Origin of the sequence: Lentilactobacillus rapi DSM 19907 = JCM 15042 (genome assembly GCF_001436255.1) — a bacterium.
Classification (GTDB): Bacteria; Bacillota; Bacilli; order Lactobacillales; family Lactobacillaceae; genus Lentilactobacillus; species Lentilactobacillus rapi.
In genome coordinates this window covers 238,355-257,933 of sequence record NZ_AZEI01000076.1, presented here as the reverse complement: position 1 = coordinate 257,933, position 19,579 = coordinate 238,355, and the positions used below count along the sequence as shown (strand labels likewise).

Sequence of the window (19,579 nt, the reverse complement as noted above, 5' to 3'; positions counted from 1 at the left end):
CAACACTTTTCTGACTAATATTTCAGCCAATTTTGATGTATTATTGCGGCATCAAGGTTATCATAAAACCTGAAGATATTTTTGCGATTTATGAAAGGAAACTAATATGGATGACGTTTCAAAACTTATGCGTCGGCACACCTATGTTACTAAAACCTCAACTTCTCTGATTTATGCAATTCTCGTTTCGATTGCGGTGAACTTTTTTTGGACACCTGGTCATATCTATTCATCAGGGATCACCGGTTTTGCTCAGTTGCTGAATACAATTTCGATGCGGGCGTTGCCAATCACAATCTCGACTGGCCTTGGCTTGTTTCTGTTAAACGTGCCATTATTTTTCTTAGCCTGGCGGGCAATTGGTAAACAATTTACTGTTTTTACCATCATTACCGTTTTTCTATCTAGTTTTATGATCCAGTTATTGAAGCCGATCCCGTTAACCCATGACCCAATTATCTGTGCGATCTTTGGTGGGGCGGTTAATGGTTTCGGAACTGGTTTGGCTTTGAAGAATGGCATTTCAACCGGTGGCCTGGATATTCTTGGCATTGTCATTCGCCAGCGGACTGGCCGCAGTATTGGGACGATTAATATTGCCTTCAATACTTTGATCATCATTGCTGCAGCTTTCATGTATGGCTGGCCGTATGCTTTTTACTCTGCATTGAGTTTGGTTGTCAATGCGAAGGTCATGGATATGACCTATACCAAACAGCAACGAATGCAGGTGATGATCATCACCAATCGACCCAATACGGTGATTGATAGTGTCCAAAATCATCTTCGGCGGGGGATTACCATTGTTCACAACGCAGAAGGCGCCTATCGGCATGACGCGAAAACAATTTTATTCACGGTTATTTCGCGTTATGAGATGAACGAATTGGAAGAGGCCTTATTGGAGTCGGATCCAAATGCATTCGCTAGTATCGCAGACTCAGTTAAGATATTGGGAAGATTTTACGAACCGAAACCATGAGAAAGGTTATTGGTCTAATCCCTTGCTTGGATCCAAGTTAACAGATTGAAAACCCAGTTGCTAAAGTTAACTTTCTTTGCTGCTTGAGTTAATGCAGAAGGGGATCCAGCTCGAAGCGGACGCTTCTTTCTAAAGATTCTTTAAGAAACCAGTTCTGAAAAATGTTTATGTTATAATATTTCAGTGTGTGATTACAAAATACTGAAAAACGGTGAAAATTTTGAAAGTTTTATATTTATGGCTGATTAAAATGATTTCTGGGTTGAACGTTTTTCGGCGCAGAAATAAAGTCGTTTACTTGATGAGTTTCGATGATAATGTTAACTTCATCAAAGAACTGGCCCAGAAGATGCCGCCAAAGATGAAGCTGGTCGTCCTGTATCGTCCCGATACTGAGGCGGCTGCAACCGATTTGGCCGCATTTGGGATTATCACTCGGCCATTTAATGATGGTCTCAAATTTGTTTTTGATTTTGTGCCGTTATTGATGGGGGCAAAGTTGATTATTTGTGATAATTATTATGCCTTTTTGGGAGGGCTGGTTCATCGGCCTTCGACCAAGATCGTTCAAATTTGGCATGCCGATGGGGCAATTAAAAAGTTTGGCTGGGAAGACCCAACAACCGCTAAACGAAGTCAATTTGATAAGCGACGTTTCCAATCTGTTTATGATCATTTTGATGAATACATTGTTGCTTCCAAAGCAATGGGTAATGTGTTTGTTTCAAGTTATCATGAAAGTTTTGATAAGATTCGGTTGTTAGGTTATCCCAGATCAGATCAGTACCTCGATCCGAAGTGGCAACAAGTCGCTCGAGAACGAATCTATCGGGCAGCTCCTGAACTAAGAAGCAAACGAGTTATTTTATATGCACCGACTTATCGGCCCCACCAAAATTTTAAGCTGCCAATTGGGCTGAGTGATGCTTTGGCTGCTGATCAAAATGCGATCGTGGTTGTCAAATTGCATCCGGTGCTTCGAGATAAGGAAACCGCTGTGCGGGAAGTCGGTAATCCAAGAATTAAGTTCTATCATGAACTGGCAACGAGTGACTTATTGGCCGTTGCTGACACATTAGTAACCGACTATTCATCTGTGGCCTTTGATTTTAGTTTGCTGCCCAATGCCAAATCAATGATCTTTTTCATGTTTGACATCGATCAATATCAACGCAATCCAGGCATTCAAGATGATTATTTAGACTGGTTGCCAACGCCGCCGATTACGACAGTTCATGAATTAAAACAAGCAATTATTGACGCTAAACCAACTAATTTTGATGATTTTAACAAACGATGGAATACCTTTAACGACGGTCAAGCAACTCAGCGGGTCGTTAATCGGTATATCCAGTTTCTAAAGTCACGTTAAGGAGTGCCTGAAAGTGAAAGAAGTTTTAACGCTATTACGAGAACAGTTTGAAAATATTGGGATTATTTTTCGGATTTCCAAGTATGAAGATAAAGCTGAGTATCAAAGCCATTATTTAGGACTTGTTTGGGAATATCTCTATCCATTAATTCAAATCGGAATTTACTGGCTGGTATTTGGTATCGGCTTGAAACATGGGAATACCACTCACGGGGTCGACTACCTGCCATGGATGGTGATCGGAATTACACCATGGTTCTTCATGAACCGAGCAAGTTTGGATGCCTCAAAGAGTATCTACCAACGGGTTGGTATGGTTTCTAAAATGAAGTTTCCAGTTAGTATTTTGCCAACCATCAAGATTGTCAGCAATTTAAGTGCCTTTTGGACAATGTTGGTCTTTTCAATTGTAGTTGGCGGGATGTATGGTGTTAGGCCATCAATCTATTGGTTCCAATGGCTCTATTACTTTATTTGTATGATTGCCTGGTTAATTGCGTTTGGTATTTTCAATTCAACCATTTCTGTGCTCGTCCGGGATTACCGAATCTTATTGCAATCATTGATGAGAATGTTATTTTACATGTCTGGCGTGCTTTTTAACTTTGAAACCAATTCATTTCCGGCACCATTCGTCCACATTTTGCAGCTAAATCCATTCTTCTATGTTGTTTCTGGCTTCAGGGATTCAATGCTATCGACGAATTGGTTCTGGCAAAAGCCAACCTTAACAGTTGTCTTTTGGGGAATGATTCTTTTCTTTCTCCTAGTTGGTTCCCATCTCCACTACAAGTTCAGATCAAGATTCGTTGATTTAATATAGTGTGGAGGATGAGCTGTTGAAAAATCAAATGATTCAGTTACTTAAATTGATAGCTCGCTGGATACTCATCGTGATGAACGATGGGTTTCTTTGTATGCGAGTGAAAAAAGGCACGGTTATTTTTGAAAGCTTTAATGGGCGTGATATTAGCGACAATCCATTTGCTATCTACAAGCAACTGGTGAAAATGAATCCTGCTGAACGGGATCATTATTATTTCAGTGTGAAGCCATCCGAATATCAGCGGTTATCCAAAACATTTCCGGACATTCAACTCATTCGGCGGTTTACCCCGGGGTGGGTCAGTTACATAGCCCGGGCAGATTTCTGGGTGATGAATTCGCGAATGCCTAAATGGTGGCATAAGAACCGCCAAACGACCTATATTCAAACTTGGCATGGGACGCCGTTAAAAAAATTGGGTGTGGATATTGAACATGTCGAGATTCCCGGGACGACCACAGCACAATATCATCAGGGATTCGTTGATGAAGCTGCTCGCTGGGATTACTTGATCGCTCCCAATCAATATTCAGAGGATATTTTTAAATCAGCCTTCAAGTTCAAACATCAGTTTTTAGAAGTTGGCTATCCCCGCAACGACACCCTTTATCAGGATAATCAGCAAAGCCACATTGCGGAGATTAAGCAACGATTATTCGGTTATCAGCCAAAACGGATCGTCATGTATGCACCCACATGGCGGGATGACAATTTCAAGCAACAAGGGCGCTACAACTTTACGTTGCCGTTTTCGCTTGCAAATTTTTTCAAAACGGTTTCTGATGACACGGTTCTGATTATTCGGCCCCATTATTTGGTCAAAGATCACATCGATATCACTGGCTTTGCCGATCGGGTGAAAATCTTTGCTGAAGAAGATATTAACGAGTTATATTTGATCACAGACCTGCTAATTACCGACTATTCTTCAGTGATGTTTGATTATGCCAATCTTGAAAGGCCAATGTTGTTTTTCCCGTACGATCTCGCTCATTATCGAGATGAGTTGCGAGGATTTTATTTTGACTATGACCAGGCCAATTTACCGGGACCGATGGCGACTGACGAAGCGGCTTTTATAAAATACTTAAAAGAATACACTGAGACTGGTCAGTTTTCAGCTTTTGATGATCAATTGCGCGCATTTAATCATCAATTCTGTAGCTGGGAAAATGGTCATGCAGCCGAAAAAATTAGTCGGCTCATTTTGCAGCAAGGAGGAAAATAATGAGTGAAGAAAAGTTCTTAATCGGGTCCCACGTCAGTATGAATGGCAAGGACATGTTCCTGGGTTCGGCCAAGGAAGCTGATTCGTACGGCGAAAATGTCTTTATGGTTTATACTGGGGCCCCTCAAAATACGGTTCGCAAACCAATTGATAAGCTAAATGGAGATGCCGGTAAAGCCTATATGAAGGATCACGGGCTACAAGAGGTTGTCGTCCATGCCCCTTATATCATCAACTTGGGGAATACTTTGAAGCCTCAGAATTTTACCTTTGGCATTCAATTCTTGCAGGAAGAAATTAAACGGGCAGAAGCCATTGGGGCTAAGCAGATTGTTTTACATCCAGGTGCGCATGTCGGGGCAGGCCCGCAAAAGGCGATTGCTCAAATTGCCAAGGGCCTCAATGAAGTCATCACCAGCGATCAAAAAGTCCAAATCGCGCTAGAAACCATGGCTGGTAAAGGAACCGAAGTGGGCATCACGTTTGAACAACTGGCAGAAATTATTGACAAGGTTACTGATAATGACAAACTTTCAGTGACGTTCGATACCTGTCATACCAGTGATGCCGGCTATGATATCAAGAATAATTTCGACGGTGTTTTGAATGAATTTGATCATGTGATTGGCATTGATCGATTGAAAGTCATTCATCTCAATGACTCCAAGAACGAACAGGGCAGCCATAAAGACCGCCACCAAATCATTGGGTTGGGGACCATTGGCTTTGAGACGTTGAACTATATTGCGCATCATGAACAGTTGACCAACGTTCCAAAGATTATGGAAACACCGATTTTAAAAGATGAAACAGATAAGAAGATTAAATATAATCCTCATGGCTATGAAGTTGCGATGCTCAAACGGCAGCAATTCAATCCAAATATCATTGCTGATATGAAGGCTGGTCGGCCATTTAGTTAGGTTTAGGTCTTTGATATTTGTAAAAAGAAGAGTTACAGAAGCGGCATGCCAATTACGGCGGACTACTTTTGTAACTCTTTTGTGGGTGTTCAGCAGACTCATCAAGCCCGTATTGCATTAAAGTTGATATAAGATTGATCGTGCTTGTCTTTCTTGATAGTGTGATAAAGTCGTTAGGTCACCTCAATGTTTTCTGATTATCAGTCTTCAAATGTTGTTGTATCCAGATTCAAACTTTCCAAAATAATTGTTGCGGTTTCCTCAATTGACTTATTGGCAACGTTAATTGTCAAGCAACCAAGTTTTCTGTAGAGATCCTTTGCATATTTCAATTCTTTCTTAATATTTTCGGTGTCTGAGTAAGGTGTATCTGCATCTAGACCATATGACAACATCCGCTGTCTTCTGATCTTGTGGAGCTTCTCAGGGGTGTTCAAGAGGCCGAAAACTTTATTCTTGTCCACTTGGTCGAGTTCTTCAGGAATTTTTAAACTTGGACCGATCGGTAAATTTGCGACCTTTTGATTTTGGTTGGCTAAATAAAGGGAGAGTGGTGTCTTGGATGTTCTGGAAACTCCTAGTACAACAATGTCTGCCTCCAATAGGCCTTTAGCATTTTTACCATCGTCATTTTCAACCGCAAATTCGATTGAGGAAATTCTTTCGAAATAATTTTGATTAAGATCGTGGATCAACCCAGGGACGTGGGCAGGTTGCTCATCGGTTAGTTTGCTGAGCATCCGCATTGGCGCTTGAATACAATCAAAGTTATAAATCTGATTTTGGGTACAGAATTCGTCAACCATTTCACTTAAATCGGTGCTAACCAATGTATGGAAAATCATGGCATTGTTGGTTTTGGCTAATTTAAGAATTCCCCGCAGGATTGAGTCGGTTTGAATGAACGGAAAGCGCCGCATTTCGGCCTTAAGATTAGGAAATTGTGAAACGGCTGTTTGGGCAATTGTTTGAGCGGTGGCACCACTTGAATCAGAAATAATGAACACATTTTGGGTTTTCATATAGGTTATTCTCCTCTAAAATAAAATTTCCTAATTAAATATTAACATGTGATAGCGTTTTTAACTTAAATCATTGACGACAAAGACATTAATATGTATAATTTATTTCGAACCGTTTTAGGACGCACTTGGAGTGCTTTTTAAACAGTTACATTCAAGCTCGGAGGGAGGGAATTTCACATGGCAAAGACAGTCGTTCGTAAAAACGAGTCTCTTGATGATGCTCTTCGACGCTTCAAACGTACAGTTTCAAAAAGCGGTACATTACAGGAATATCGTAAACGTGAGTTTTATGAAAAACCAAGTGTAAAGCGTAAATTAAAGTCAGAAGCAGCACGTAAGCGTAATAACAAGAAGAAGCGTCGTTTCTAAGACACTACTCGAGAGATCGGAGCCTAATTTTTATTAGTCTCTGATCTTTTTTAATGGTAAAATTTAATTATAAATTGAAAAGAGGTTACTTTGATGACTGTTTATGATCAATTGAATGCAGACTTAAAAGAAGCAATGAAGGCACATGATAAAATTCGCTTAGGTGTGATTCGGGGCATTAAAGCTCAAATAATGAACGCTGAAGTTGAAAGTGCTGATCATAAGTTAACTGAAGATCAAGTGAGTTCAATCGTCATGAAAGAAATTAAACAACAAAAAGAATCGATTGAAGAATTTAAGAAGGGTAATCGTGATGATTTGGTTAAGGATCAAGAAGCCAAATTAAAGATTGCAGAAGAATATGCCCCCAAACAAATGTCAACCGATGAGGTTAAAGCGGTTGTCGAGGAAACCATCAAGCAGGTTGGCGCAGAGTCAATGGCTGACTTTGGTAAGGTGATGGGTGCTGTGATGCCTAAAGTTAAGGGTAAAGCTGATGGAAGTATTATTAATCAACTTGTAAAAAAACACCTTCAAGGTTAATTAATGATTAATAATGCTTTGGAAATGGCTTTTTCTATGCTAGTATCACAATAATAGGATTAAAAAGGAGTTTGTGTATTTGGCTGATACTGAACAGATTACAAAAGAATTTATCGTATCCGATCCCAATGAGCTATTGCAAATTGTCGGTACTCAAGATGAGTTTGTGACGATTCTTGAGGAGGGCATGGACGTTTCCATTAACGTGTTCGGTAATTCGATGCGGATCTCTGGTACAGAAGATTTAGTCAAAACGACGATCCACATTTTGGAAAATATTCTTTCCCTGATTGAAAAGGGCATCAGTATTAATAGCAGTGATTTTATTAGTGCAATTAATATGGCCAAGAACGGCACATTAGAATATTTTCAGGACTTATATAACCAAGTCTTAATCAAGGATGCTAAGGGTAAGGCAGTCCGAGTCAAAACGTTTGGTCAGCGCCAATACGTTCAAGCGATTCGTCATCATGATGTGGCTTTTGGCATTGGACCTGCTGGAACCGGTAAGACATATTTGGCGGTGGTCATGGCGCTGGCGGCTTTAAAACAGGGAACCGTTGATAAAATTGTGCTGACACGACCCGCTGTTGAAGCCGGGGAAAGTCTTGGCTTTTTGCCGGGTGATTTGAAAGAAAAGGTTGACCCTTATCTCAGGCCAATTTATGATGCCCTGCACGCAATTTTAGGCGCGGAGCATACTGAACGGTTGATGGATCGTGGCGTGATTGAAATTGCGCCGTTGGCATATATGCGTGGCCGGACCCTGGATAACGCATTTGTGATCTTGGATGAAGCTCAAAATACCACCAATATGCAAATGAAGATGTTTTTAACCAGATTAGGATTTGGCTCAAAGATGATTGTGAACGGTGATATTTCACAAATTGATTTGCCAAAACGAACAACGAGTGGTTTGGTTGCTGCCCAAAAAATTTTGAAAAATATCGACCAAATTGAATTTGTAACCTTCACTGCGGAAGATGTTGTTCGACATCCAGTGGTTGCAAAAATCATCACCGCGTACGAGAATAGCGGTCATTAACTAATCGAGGAAGAATGAGAATGGATTTAGAGATATACGATAAAACACAGGACGGCATTGATGAAAAAGATAGAAAGTTAATTGCCAACGTGCTTGATTTTGCTGGTAAGTACATCCACCTGGCAGATGACACGGAAATGTCCGTGACCCTGGTCAATAACGACGAGATTCACCGGATTAATAAAAAATATCGCGGCGTTGATCGGGCAACTGATGTAATTAGCTTTGCGATTGAAGATTCAGCTGATGATGATTTTCCGATTATTATGGATGAATCTCTCAAGGAAAGCATCCCAGAAAATATTGGTGACATCTTCGTGTCGGTCGATAAAGTTGCCGAGCAAGCTGATTACTTGGGTCATTCTTTCCAGCGAGAACTTGGCTTTCTAGTGGTTCATGGTTTCCTGCATCTGAATGGCTATGATCACATGAAGAAAGCTGATGCTGACGTGATGTTCCCCTTGCAAAAAGAGATTTTAAATAAATATGGCCTTAAAAGATAAAGACAGCAGACAAATAGATAAGAACAAGACTTTTTTCCAATCAGTAGGACACGCCTTAGAAGGAATCAAACGTCTCATTTTAGAGGAACGTAATTTTCGGTTTGACCTTATCATTGCATTTTTAACATTGTGTCTAGGTGTGATTCTTCAGATAAGAATTAACGAATGGCTATGGTTATTCGCCGCATTCTTTTCTGTGATTGGATCAGAAGTGTTGAACTCAATCATTGAGAATGTGGTCGACTTAATCGTTGGCCATCATTTTGACCTGTTAGCCAAACGAGCAAAGGATATCGCCGCTGGTGGTGTCCTGATGTCAGCGTTATTTGCAATCATTATCGGGTCGTTAATCTTTATTCCCCGGTTTATTGAGTTACTAAGTTAGGTGAGGTAAAAAATGGATAATCCAAATTATCATTCAGGATTTGTTGCAATTGTTGGCCGACCCAATGTTGGGAAGTCAACTTTCTTAAATAGAGTGATCGGCCAGAAAATTGCGATCATGAGTGACAAAGCCCAAACAACTCGAAATAAGATTCAGGGAGTCTACACAACGAAGGAAGCCCAAATTGTGTTTATTGATACCCCGGGAATTCACAAGCCCAAGGATAAATTGGGCGATTTTATGATGGAATCAGCTTTGTCAGCTCTGAAAGAAGTTGACGCTGTGTTATTCATGGTCAATGCGACTGAACGTCGAGGCGCTGGGGATAATTACATTATTGACCAGTTAAAGAAGACTGACCAACCAGTTTACCTGTTAATTAATAAAATTGACCAGATTTCGCCTGATGACATTATGGCAATCATTGGTGAGTATCAAAATGCGTTGAAATTCAAGGATGTTTTCCCGATTTCTGCCTTACAAGGAAATAATGTCCCAGAATTGATTGATGCTTTGGTAAAGGAATTGCCAGAAGGGCCTCAGTACTATCCAGAAGATCAAGTAACGGATCACCCGGAACGATTTGTGATTTCAGAGTTAATTAGAGAAAAAGTGATGCAATTAACTCGCCAAGAAATTCCGACCTCGACCGCCGTTTATATTGAAAAGATTAAGGATGACAATGGGTTGTTGAGAATTCAAGCAACAATCATCGTTGAACGGGACGGTCAAAAGGGAATTGTGATCGGTAAGGGTGGCTCAATGTTGAAGAAAATTGGGACCCTAGCAAGAAAGGACATCGAGAACATGATGGGCAACAAAGTGTTCTTGGAGTTATGGGTAAAAGTCCAACCAAGATGGCGTGACAAGCAAAGCTTATTGGATTCGTATGGGTACAAAAAATAGTGAACGAAGCAAAGCGTTTAGGAACTGGAACTTAAGTCTCCCACGCGTGAATTCTTTGCTCTGGGGATTGTCCGGCTGCTTTTGTGGCAGTTCCTGCTTTGCGCACCTAATCTATTCTATGTAGACGCAACTTTACCTTTTTTCAATGTTGGTTGAAGCGTGTCCTATTTTGCCTAGCAAAAATGTGCACCAGGAGGCTGATCTCAACCATGTAAGCTAGAAATCAATCATTCCAAAATGGAAGTAATTAATTTCTCCTCACATTTCGGGATCAAAGCACTTATTATCGCGTTCTGAGGTGATTTCATGTCTAAAGGTCAAATCACAGATTTTAATGGAATTTTACTCTACACCAAGCCCTATCGTGAACATGATCTTTTGGTAAAATTTTTGACCCGTGAGTTTGGAAAGAAAATGTTTCTGGTTCGTGGTGCCAAGCGACCTCGCTTCAAGATGCGGGCGGCGATTTTACCGTTTACATATGGGCTGTATGGTGGTGACATCAAAGATGATGGCTTGTCATACATCAATGACGGCAAACATGTTGAACACTTTAATGAGATCGCTGAAGATATCACTAAGAATGCTTATGCAACTTACACAATGTCGTTAATTGATCTGGCATTTCACGATGGTGAACCCATCGCCGTTTGGTATGACAAGTTACTAATGGGATTGAAACTGATTGATGAAGGCTTCGACGCAGAAATTATCACAAATATCTTTGAAGTTCAATTACTTCAAGCCTTTGGCGTTGCCCCTAATTGGGTTGACTGTGTGATTTGTCATCGCCGAGATTTGCCGTTTGATTATTCCGAGGCGTATGGTGGCTTGCTTTGCCAAAATCACTGGGATAAGGATCCTTATCGAATGCATCTGGACGCGAGAACCATTTATTACTTGAGGTTATTTTCGGTTGTGGATTTATCAAAATTAACGCACATTGCAGTGGGTGATAAAACCAAAAAGTCATTACGGCAAGTTTTAGACCAAATCTACCAGCGTAGCGTCGGGGTGGTTCCCAAAAGCAAACGATTCATTGATCAACTGGGTAAATTCAAAATTTGATGTAAGCTGCGTTGACAATCGTTTTAATGTCAACTATGATTATTTCTGAAATAAATAATTCGGCAATGAGAAAAGAAACTGATTGATGATTTTGTCCAACGAGACTGGGTAAGTGAGAGCCAGTTCAAACTGATCAATTAGATGGCGCTTTTTGAGCTGAACAATTAAGTGCTGGTAATGATTTACCAGAAGTAGGGTGGAACCGCGATTGACTCGTCCCTATGTTTAAGTGGCTAAGTATAGCTTTTAAACATAGGGATTTTTTTGTGATTAAACTAGGAGGAATATTGATGACTGAAAAATTATCAGTTCAAGAAATTATCCTACGGCTGCAAAAGTATTGGGCAGCTCAAGGATGTATGTTAATGCAAGCATACGATACCGAAAAAGGGGCTGGAACAATGAGCCCTTACACATTTTTGCGGGCAATTGGCCCCGAACCATGGAATGCCGCATATGTTGAACCTTCCAGACGGCCAGCTGATGGCCGTTATGGTGAAAACCCGAACCGGCTGTATCAACATCATCAGTTTCAAGTTATTATGAAGCCTTCGCCAGAAAATATTCAGGAACTTTATCTGAACAGTTTAAAGGAACTCGGTATTAATCCCTTGGAACATGACATCCGCTTCGTTGAAGATAACTGGGAAAACCCTTCAATGGGATGTGCCGGTGTTGGTTGGGAAGTTTGGCTAGACGGAATGGAAATTACCCAGTTTACATATTTCCAAATCGTTGGGGGCCTCGAGATGGATCCCGTTGCTTCTGAAATTACTTATGGTTTGGAACGGCTTTCATCGTACATTCAAAACGTCAACTCCGTATTTGATTTGGAATGGTCAGACGATGTTCTTTACGGTGATATCTTCAAAGAACCTGAATATGAACATTCCAAGTACAGCTTTGAGGTTAGTGACCAAGAAATGCTGCTGAAGCATTTCAATGAGTATGAACATGAAGCCAAGCGTCTATTGGATCAAAGCCTTGTTCATCCTGCCTATGATTACATCTTGAAGTGCAGTCATACGTTTAATCTTTTGGATGCTCGCGGCGCCGTATCAGTCACCGAACGAGCTGGTTATCTATCCCGAATTCGCAATTTAGCCCGGCGAGTCGCCAAGGAATTTGTTGCCGCCAGAAAACGTCGAGGATTCCCGTTGATTAAAGATGAGAAGAAACGTCAAGAACTACTCAAAGACGAAACGGAGGAAAAATAATGGCTAACAATTTCTTACTGGAAATCGGTTTGGAAGAAATCCCTGCCCATGTTGTGACGCCAAGCATTAATCAACTCAAAAAACGGGCAACCGATTTTCTTAAAGCACAACGAATTACATTTGCCAACATTAAGACTTTTAGCACCCCTCGGCGGTTGGCTCTTTATATAACGGACTTAGCTGATAAGCAGCCAGATATTGATAAATCCGTTAAAGGGCCCGCAAAAAAGATTGCTCAAGATGCTGATGGTAACTGGACGAAGGCTGCGGTTGGTTTCTCAAGAGGACAAGGTGCTACCACTGATGACATCACGTTTAAGGATGTTAAAGGGACACAATACGTTTTCGTTGAAAAACATATTGCCGGTAAACCTGTCGACGAAATTTTAACCGGGATGAAAAACGTTATTACCGCAATGACTTTCCCAACGATGATGAAGTGGGGGAACTATTCATTTGAATATGTCCGACCGATCAAATGGCTGGTCGCCTTACTTAACGATCAGGTTGTCCCCTTTAAGATTCTTGACGTGACAACTGATCGCATCACTTCTGGACATCGTTTCCTTGGTAAAGATGTTGAATTGGCAAACGCAGATGAATACGAAGAAAAGTTGACTGAACAATTTGTCGTTGCCGATGCTGATAAACGAAAAGAAATGATCACCAAGCAAATTCAGAAGATTGCCCAGGACAACAACTGGAAGATTAATCTGGATCCTGACCTATTGGAAGAGGTTAATAACCTGGTTGAATGGCCAACCGCATTTGCGGGTAAGTTTGATGACAAATACCTCAAAATCCCAGATGAAGTCCTGATTACCTCGATGAAAGATCATCAGCGTTTCTTCTATGTAACTGATCAAGAAGGCAAATTACTTCCTCATTTTGTTTCCGTCCGAAACGGGAATGATTATGATTTGCAGAACGTGGTTCAAGGAAATGAAAAAGTTTTAACTGCCCGTCTGGAAGATGCCATGTTCTTCTATCAAGAAGATCAAAAGAAGTCAATTGCTGATTATGTGGAACGCCTGAAAAAGGTCAGCTTCCATGACAAAATTTCGACGATGTATGACAAAATGCAGCGGGTGCAAGTTATTTCACATTACTTTGGCCAATTATTCGGCCTTTCTGATGACCAACTCAAAGATTTGAAGCGGGCAGCTGAGATTTATAAATTTGATTTGGTTACCGGCATGGTTGGCGAGTTTGCCGAACTCCAAGGGGTAATGGGTGAAAAATATGCGTTGCTAAATGGCGAATCAGAAGCGGTTGCCAAAGCAATTTCCGAACACTACATGCCAATCTCAGCAAACGGTGATTTACCCCAATCAGATATCGGTTCAATTTTGGCGATCGCTGACAAATTGGATAGCATTTTAACGTTCTTTGCCGCCGGGATGATCCCAAGTGGCTCAAACGATCCGTATGCTTTACGTCGTCAAGCAACTGGGATTGTTCGAATCGTTTCTAACAAGAACTGGAAATTCGATTTAACTTCAACGCTGAACAAAGTGATTGAATTGCAGAAGCAGCAAAACGTTGCTCCCGATTTGGATATGAGCGGACAGATTTCAGCAATTGATGACTTTGTTAAGGATCGAATCAAACAGTTCCTTGATGACTTAGGCATTCGTTATGATATTTCAGATGCCGTCACCTCTGGATCACATACCAACATTGTCTTCAACATTGCAAGTGGTAAGGCTTTGCAAAATCACAGTGATGATCGTGACTTCAAGGAGGTCATTGAGTCACTGACGCGGGTTCAACGGATTGCTAAAAAAGGTTCATTTAGCAGTGATGATTTGACGGTTGACCCAAGTTTGTTTGAGAATGATTCAGAAAAGGCACTTCATGATGCTGTGGCCAAGGCTGCAGATGGTTACACGAGCTTGACTGCTGAAGCCGATTTTGAACGACTAGCAGGGCTTAAAGATGAAATTAACACTTATTTTGACGCCACAATGATTATGGCTAAGGATGAAAAGTTGAAGAATAACCGGCTTCGTCAGTTGACAATGATTGCCAACATGATTATGTTCTTAGGCGATTTGGATAAATTGGTTGTCAAGGGATAATGAGTGTTTATGATTGTACTAATTGACATTGTATGATAGTATTTAGATACGTATCGCTAAGACAATAAGTCGCACTCTTGGGTGCGGCTTTTTGCCGGTATTTATACGGCTTTTAAAGATGGGAGGCGAAAGACTATTAAGATCCCAGAAGATGTGATTGAGCAAGTTAGATCACAGGTCAACATAGTTGATGTTGTTTCTCAGTACGTTCAATTGAAACAATCTGGCAAGAATTTATTTGGTCTCTGTCCGTTCCACGAAGAGCGGACCCCGTCTTTTTCAGTTTCAGAGGATAAGCAGATTTTTCACTGTTTCAGTTGTGGCCGCGGTGGAAATGTATTCAAGTTCTTAATGGAGCTAAAGAATATTTCATTCCCAGAAGCCGTTAATGAAGTTGCCCAACTTGAAAATATTCCTTTGGATAAGAAGTATCTTGCGGATCATTCGAATGACCCATCCGCTAATGAGAATTCACAGCAAAAGCAATTGATCGATCTCCATGAGCAGACAGTCAAGTTATACAACCATATTTTAACAAACACCAAGATGGGACAACCGGCGTTGGATTATCTCCATAAACGGGGAATTACTGATGAAACGATTGCCACCTATAAGCTTGGATATGCGCCTGCCCAACGGTTATTGAAGCCATTTTTCGATGAGCGAAAGGTTGATTATCAGCTGCTACGCAAAACGGGGCTGTTTTCTGAGGATCAGGATGGTAACTTGCGCGATCGTTTTGTTGATCGGGTGATGTATCCGATTCGAAATGGTGGCGGGCAAACGGTTGGCTTTTCCGGCCGGATGCTGACGAAGAATCCAGATATGCCAAAGTACCTGAATAGTCCGGAAACCGAAACGTTTAATAAACGCAAAATCCTCTTTAACCTGGATTTAGCGCGGGCAAACATTCGCAGCCAACAACCTGCCTTGTTGTTTGAAGGTTTTATGGACGTCATTACAGCGTATCAAGCTGGCATTAAGTCTGGGATTGCTTCGATGGGAACCAGTCTTACCGAGCAGCAAATTTATGATATCAAACGGATTACGCGGGATGTCATTATTTGCTACGATGGTGACACCCCTGGACAAAAAGCCATTAAACGCGCCATTGACGAGTTCGGTGAGCATGATAACAGTATGGGTATCAAGGTTGTCACGGTTCCCGATGGTATGGACCCTGACGAATTCATTCGCAGTAAAGGTGCCGATCCCTTTAATGAGTTGCTTACTCACGCCCAGGCCCCCATTGAATTTGAATTGAGCTACTTGAAAAAACAGTACAATTTGAATTCTGAAGTTGACCAGAGCAACTATATCGCTGAAGCAATCAAGTTAATTAGCAAAGTGGACTCCAGCATTTCAAGGGATCTTTATCTGAATCGATTGGCGGATGAATTTTCGGTGGAGAAGAAGTTGTTGCAACAGCAGCTGATGCCGTTATTAAAGCGAACGCCATCGGTTCCTACTAATCAATATCAACAACCTAATCCCCCCATTCGGCCAAGGCAGACAAAGCATTTAACTAAAGTGCAGGTTGCGGAAATGCAACTGCTTAATCGAATGCTTCATTATCATGATGTTTGGCTGAAAGTCAGTAATATTGCCGGATTTGCGTTTGTTGATGAAAAATTTCAAATGTTGTATCTATTGGCAGAAGGTTATTTTACCAAATACAGCGATTATAATGTGGCTGCGTTTAGCAATCTCATCACGGAAAATTCACTGCAAAGCCTGTTAATTGATATTGAAATGCTTGAATTACCAGATCAACCCAGCGATCAAGAAATTGATAACTGTGTCAATGTGTTGATGCATCAGGCACCTGTAGACGCCAAGTTGAAGCAAAGGCGAACCGAATTGAAACAAGCAACGAAGATTGGCGATGTTGACAAACAAAAAGAACTAATGATTGAAATTATAAAACTTGAGCAACAAAAGAGAACGAAGCAACAAGTCTAACTTCAGGAGGCATTTTGATGGCTAACAAAAAAGCAAGCAAGGTAAAGGTAACAAAAGCAACTACAAGCAAGAAGGCTGCATCAACTAAGACAAAGGCCGCAAAGAAAGCTGCTAAGCCGTATAAAAAGGAATTTGACGCAATTGTTAAAGCGAATAAGCAAATTGGTCATATTACCTATGATGAACTCCAGAAGAAAATCCAAGAACCATATTCTTTGAATGAAAAAGATATGGAAGGACTCCTTGAAGAAATCGAAGACTCAGGAATTAGTGTCGTTGATGAAAATGGCGAGCCAGATCCACGGGCGATTGGTGCTGCCAAGAAGGTTACTAAGAAGGAACTTTCTGATGTTTCTGCGCCCACTGGTGTTAAGATCAATGATCCGGTTAGAATGTACCTCAAAGAGATTGGCCGGGTATCACTTTTAAGTGCTGATGAAGAAATTTCACTTGCTAAACGAATTGAAGATGGTGATGAAGAAGCTAAGCAGGAATTAGCTGAAGCCAACTTACGGTTGGTGGTTTCGATTGCCAAACGTTATGTGGGTCGTGGAATGCAATTCCTTGATTTGATCCAAGAAGGTAACATGGGCTTAATGAAGGCCGTTGAGAAGTTTGATTATCGGAAGGGATTTAAATTCTCAACTTATGCCACTTGGTGGATTCGTCAAGCCATCACCCGAGCCATTGCTGACCAGGCTCGAACAATTCGGATTCCAGTTCACATGGTTGAAACCATTAACAAATTGATCCGAATTCAACGTCAATTACTTCAAGACTTGGGCCGTGAGCCATTGCCTGAAGAAATTGGTGCTGAAATGGACATGCCAACAGAAAAGGTTCGAGAAATTTTGAAGATTGCTCAAGAACCAGTTTCGCTTGAAACCCCAATTGGTGAAGAGGATGACTCTCACTTGGGCGACTTCATCGAAGATCAAGATGCAACTTCACCAGCCGACCATGCAGCTTACGAGTTGTTAAAGGAACAGCTGGAAAGTGTTCTTGATACATTAACTGACCGTGAAGAAAATGTCCTACGGTTGCGTTTTGGGCTTGATGACGGTCGAACTCGGACCCTTGAAGAAGTTGGAAAAGTGTTTGGTGTAACCCGTGAGCGGATTCGTCAAATCGAAGCTAAAGCATTACGGAAGCTCCGTCATCCATCACGTAGTAAGCAATTAAAAGATTTTCTAGAATAATTTGGTTCAACAGAACAGCAGGCGTTCATAACAAAATGACAAATTTTGTTTATGGGCTCCTGTTTTTTTGTCAGGTTATAAATTATAATGAATCTATAAACTAATTTAGGAGTTATTTATGAATAGCACGCATTTATCGAAACGCTTACAAACGGTTAGTGACCACGTTGAACCCGGGAGCAGATTAGCTGATATTGGGTCTGATCACGCATATTTGCCAATCCACCTTGCCAAAAACGACATTATTTCCTATGGGGTTGTTGGTGAAGTGGCGAAGGGGCCGCTCTCAAACGCGGTTTCAGAAATTAAAAAGGAAGGCTTATTATCCGTCTTGCAACCGCGCTTGGCTGATGGACTTGATGCCATTCAGCCTGCAGACAAAATTGATGCGATTACGATTGCCGGCATGGGTGGGAATCTGATTAGCCACATTTTAGAAAACGGTTACGATAAGTTGACCGGTCAAGAAAAATTGATTCTCCAACCGAATGTTGGCGAAGGGGTCGTTCGAACTTGGTTGATGACCCATCGATACCAGATTAAGGCCGAACAAATATTATCTGAGGATGACCATATTTACGAGATTATCACAGCAGTTAAGGCGCCAACCAAGCTAGCTTATACCGACAAAGAACTTAAGTTTGGACCTTTCTTGATGAAGGAAAAATCGCCGATATTTGTGGCAAAATGGCAGAGTGAAATAAAACTACTGGAAAGAGTCCTCAACAATATGAAAAAAGCATCTCATGAAGATGTCCCTAAAATGGCAGCTATCAGAGCTGAAGTTCAAATGATAAAGGAAGTGATTGCCTGATGAAAGCGAAACAATTAGTCGATCGATTCGAACAATTTGCACCCAAGAAATTGGCGATGGAACATGATCCGATTGGGTTACAAATTGGATCGTTGAATCATGATATTCACAAAGTGATGACCACTTTGGATGTTCGCCCAGAAGTTGTGGATGAAGCCATTGCCAATCATGTGGACTTCATCTTTGCGCATCATCCGGTGATGTTTCATCCGGCCCGAAATCTGGATTTGGATGTGCCCCAGAATGCGATGTACGCCAAGCTAATTTCTCATGGCATCACTGTTTATGCTGCCCATACCAATCTAGATTCTGCTGATGGTGGCATGAACGACTGGCTGGCTCAGGCATTGGGACTGGATCAGCTTGAAGGATTGGTCCCTGGCTATGCTGAATCAGTTTTCCGATTAACAGTCCAGGTTCCCAAAGTCTATGCTACAGCCGTGCGAATGTCGTTGGTCGATGCAGGTGCTGAAGTCAGCAGCGATCAGTTTGCCGGCTATACTTACGAAATTGATGGCACGGTCTATTATGTTCCCAAGGCCGGGGCCGATCCAACAATCGGAGCTGCCGGTGAGCCCCGTGAAGTGGAAGATTCCCGATTGGAGTTCGAAGTGCCGGAAAAGAATCTCAACCATGTGCTGAAAACGTTGGCGGACGTCCATCCCCTGAGTAAGCCGCTTTATAATTTGATTCGCTTAGAGGATAAGAAGCACCATTTCACAATGGGACGAGTTGGAGATCTGCCAAGGTCAATCACCCTCAAAGAATTTGCTGAGCAATGTAAACGGGCTTTCAATGTTACCGGATTACGGGTTGTCGCCAATGACTTAAATCGGCCGGTTAAAAAAGTGGCCATTCTCGGTGGCGATGGCGGTAAATTTTTCAACTTTGCTCAGCAAAAAGGCGCCGATGTTTATGTGACAGGTGACGTTTATTATCACACAGGTCATGATATGTTAGCTGCAGATTTACCAGTGGTTGATCCCGGACATCATATCGAAAGTATTTGCATCCCCAAATTAGCTGAATTATTCGAAAAATGGACAGCCGAAAATAACTGGCCATTACAAGTGATTCAATCTAAATTAAATACAGATCCATTCACATTTATGTAACTCAAAAGGAGTGTTC

Annotated in this window: 19 protein-coding genes; 18 read left to right on the top strand and 1 reads right to left on the bottom strand. The window is 41.4% G+C overall.

The annotated features are described in order from the left end of the window. Positions 1–106 precede the first annotated feature (106 nt). The 5 genes from FD12_RS09375 to FD12_RS09355 all read left to right on the top strand — a co-directional run bounded on the left by FD12_RS09375 (position 107) and on the right by FD12_RS09355 (position 5,331). A complete protein-coding gene (locus tag FD12_RS09375; protein WP_054746606.1) occupies positions 107–982 on the top strand; it encodes a YitT family protein in 876 nt (291 codons plus the stop codon). Positions 983–1,202: 220 nt separating this feature from the next. Further along, complete coding sequence (locus FD12_RS09370; RefSeq protein ID WP_054746607.1) at positions 1,203–2,354, top strand: CDP-glycerol glycerophosphotransferase family protein; 1,152 nt, start codon at positions 1,203–1,205, stop codon at positions 2,352–2,354. Positions 2,355–2,367: 13 nt separating this feature from the next. Continuing rightward, positions 2,368–3,177 carry an ABC transporter permease gene (locus tag FD12_RS09365; RefSeq protein WP_054746608.1) on the top strand — a complete coding sequence of 270 codons (810 nt, stop codon included), beginning with the start codon at positions 2,368–2,370 and terminating at the stop codon, positions 3,175–3,177. Positions 3,178–3,193: 16 nt separating this feature from the next. Continuing rightward, positions 3,194–4,408, top strand: coding sequence for a CDP-glycerol glycerophosphotransferase family protein (locus FD12_RS09360; RefSeq protein WP_056982820.1), 1,215 nt, complete (start codon positions 3,194–3,196; stop codon positions 4,406–4,408). Beyond that, entirely contained in the window at positions 4,408–5,331 is a 924-nt protein-coding gene (locus FD12_RS09355; protein ID WP_082622230.1) for a deoxyribonuclease IV, read from the top strand. The genes FD12_RS09360 and FD12_RS09355 overlap by 1 nt, the downstream gene beginning before the upstream one ends. Before the next feature lie 200 nt (positions 5,332–5,531). Here FD12_RS09355 and FD12_RS09350 read toward each other — a convergent pair whose 3' ends face one another. After that, positions 5,532–6,353, bottom strand: coding sequence for a pyruvate, water dikinase regulatory protein (locus FD12_RS09350; RefSeq protein ID WP_054746609.1), 822 nt, complete (start codon positions 6,351–6,353; stop codon positions 5,532–5,534). 180 nt (positions 6,354–6,533) lie between these two features. On the opposite strand from FD12_RS09350, the gene rpsU reads away from it, so the two are divergent. The 13 genes from rpsU to FD12_RS09285 all read left to right on the top strand — a co-directional run bounded on the left by rpsU (position 6,534) and on the right by FD12_RS09285 (position 19,563). Further along, positions 6,534–6,725, top strand: coding sequence for a 30S ribosomal protein S21 (rpsU, locus tag FD12_RS09345; protein WP_003553874.1), 192 nt, complete (start codon positions 6,534–6,536; stop codon positions 6,723–6,725). Between the two features lie 93 nt (positions 6,726–6,818). After that, positions 6,819–7,268, top strand: a complete 450-nt coding sequence (locus tag FD12_RS09340) for a GatB/YqeY domain-containing protein (RefSeq protein ID WP_054746610.1) — start codon at positions 6,819–6,821, stop codon at positions 7,266–7,268. A 79-nt stretch (positions 7,269–7,347) separates the two neighbouring features. Further along, entirely contained in the window at positions 7,348–8,313 is a 966-nt protein-coding gene (locus FD12_RS09335) for a PhoH family protein (RefSeq protein WP_054746611.1), read from the top strand. A 20-nt stretch (positions 8,314–8,333) separates the two neighbouring features. Continuing rightward, entirely contained in the window at positions 8,334–8,816 is a 483-nt protein-coding gene (gene ybeY, locus FD12_RS09330) for an rRNA maturation RNase YbeY (protein WP_054746612.1), read from the top strand. Continuing rightward, positions 8,800–9,201 carry a diacylglycerol kinase family protein gene (locus FD12_RS09325; RefSeq protein WP_056982817.1) on the top strand — a complete coding sequence of 134 codons (402 nt, stop codon included), beginning with the start codon at positions 8,800–8,802 and terminating at the stop codon, positions 9,199–9,201. Before ybeY ends, FD12_RS09325 begins: the two co-directional genes overlap by 17 nt. A gap of 12 nt (positions 9,202–9,213) precedes the next feature. Further along, on the top strand, positions 9,214–10,107 hold the full coding sequence (gene era, locus FD12_RS09320) for a GTPase Era (RefSeq protein WP_056982816.1): 894 nt from the start codon (positions 9,214–9,216) through the stop codon (positions 10,105–10,107). 306 nt (positions 10,108–10,413) lie between these two features. Continuing rightward, positions 10,414–11,175: a DNA repair protein RecO gene (gene recO / locus FD12_RS09315; protein ID WP_054746613.1), complete on the top strand. Its 762-nt coding sequence runs from the start codon at positions 10,414–10,416 to the stop codon at positions 11,173–11,175. Between the two features lie 290 nt (positions 11,176–11,465). Continuing rightward, positions 11,466–12,392 carry a glycine--tRNA ligase subunit alpha gene (glyQ, locus tag FD12_RS09310; protein WP_056982814.1) on the top strand — a complete coding sequence of 309 codons (927 nt, stop codon included), beginning with the start codon at positions 11,466–11,468 and terminating at the stop codon, positions 12,390–12,392. Beyond that, a complete protein-coding gene (gene glyS / locus FD12_RS09305) occupies positions 12,392–14,473 on the top strand; it encodes a glycine--tRNA ligase subunit beta (protein WP_056982812.1) in 2,082 nt (693 codons plus the stop codon). Before glyQ ends, glyS begins: the two co-directional genes overlap by 1 nt. A 135-nt stretch (positions 14,474–14,608) precedes the next feature. Next, complete coding sequence (dnaG, locus tag FD12_RS09300; protein WP_056983125.1) at positions 14,609–16,435, top strand: DNA primase; 1,827 nt, start codon at positions 14,609–14,611, stop codon at positions 16,433–16,435. A 17-nt stretch (positions 16,436–16,452) separates the two neighbouring features. Continuing rightward, a complete protein-coding gene (rpoD, locus tag FD12_RS09295) occupies positions 16,453–17,634 on the top strand; it encodes an RNA polymerase sigma factor RpoD (protein ID WP_082622229.1) in 1,182 nt (393 codons plus the stop codon). Positions 17,635–17,752: 118 nt separating this feature from the next. After that, on the top strand, positions 17,753–18,448 hold the full coding sequence (locus FD12_RS09290; protein WP_056982810.1) for a tRNA (adenine(22)-N(1))-methyltransferase: 696 nt from the start codon (positions 17,753–17,755) through the stop codon (positions 18,446–18,448). Further along, complete coding sequence (locus FD12_RS09285; protein WP_054746614.1) at positions 18,448–19,563, top strand: Nif3-like dinuclear metal center hexameric protein; 1,116 nt, start codon at positions 18,448–18,450, stop codon at positions 19,561–19,563. The genes FD12_RS09290 and FD12_RS09285 overlap by 1 nt, the downstream gene beginning before the upstream one ends. Positions 19,564–19,579 lie beyond the last annotated feature (16 nt).

Coding starts and splice junctions, on each gene's coding strand:
- FD12_RS09285 (WP_054746614.1), top strand. CDS start 18,448: ATGAAAGCGAAACAATTAGTCGATCGATTCGAACAATTTGCACCCAAG.
- rpoD (WP_082622229.1), top strand. CDS start 16,453: ATGGCTAACAAAAAAGCAAGCAAGGTAAAGGTAACAAAAGCAACTACA.
- rpsU (WP_003553874.1), top strand. CDS start 6,534: ATGGCAAAGACAGTCGTTCGTAAAAACGAGTCTCTTGATGATGCTCTT.
- FD12_RS09355 (WP_082622230.1), top strand. CDS start 4,408: ATGAGTGAAGAAAAGTTCTTAATCGGGTCCCACGTCAGTATGAATGGC.
- FD12_RS09340 (WP_054746610.1), top strand. CDS start 6,819: ATGACTGTTTATGATCAATTGAATGCAGACTTAAAAGAAGCAATGAAG.
- recO (WP_054746613.1), top strand. CDS start 10,414: ATGTCTAAAGGTCAAATCACAGATTTTAATGGAATTTTACTCTACACC.
- FD12_RS09325 (WP_056982817.1), top strand. CDS start 8,800: ATGGCCTTAAAAGATAAAGACAGCAGACAAATAGATAAGAACAAGACT.
- FD12_RS09350 (WP_054746609.1), bottom strand. CDS start 6,353: ATGAAAACCCAAAATGTGTTCATTATTTCTGATTCAAGTGGTGCCACC.
- FD12_RS09290 (WP_056982810.1), top strand. CDS start 17,753: ATGAATAGCACGCATTTATCGAAACGCTTACAAACGGTTAGTGACCAC.
- ybeY (WP_054746612.1), top strand. CDS start 8,334: ATGGATTTAGAGATATACGATAAAACACAGGACGGCATTGATGAAAAA.
- glyS (WP_056982812.1), top strand. CDS start 12,392: ATGGCTAACAATTTCTTACTGGAAATCGGTTTGGAAGAAATCCCTGCC.
- era (WP_056982816.1), top strand. CDS start 9,214: ATGGATAATCCAAATTATCATTCAGGATTTGTTGCAATTGTTGGCCGA.
- FD12_RS09375 (WP_054746606.1), top strand. CDS start 107: ATGGATGACGTTTCAAAACTTATGCGTCGGCACACCTATGTTACTAAA.
- glyQ (WP_056982814.1), top strand. CDS start 11,466: ATGACTGAAAAATTATCAGTTCAAGAAATTATCCTACGGCTGCAAAAG.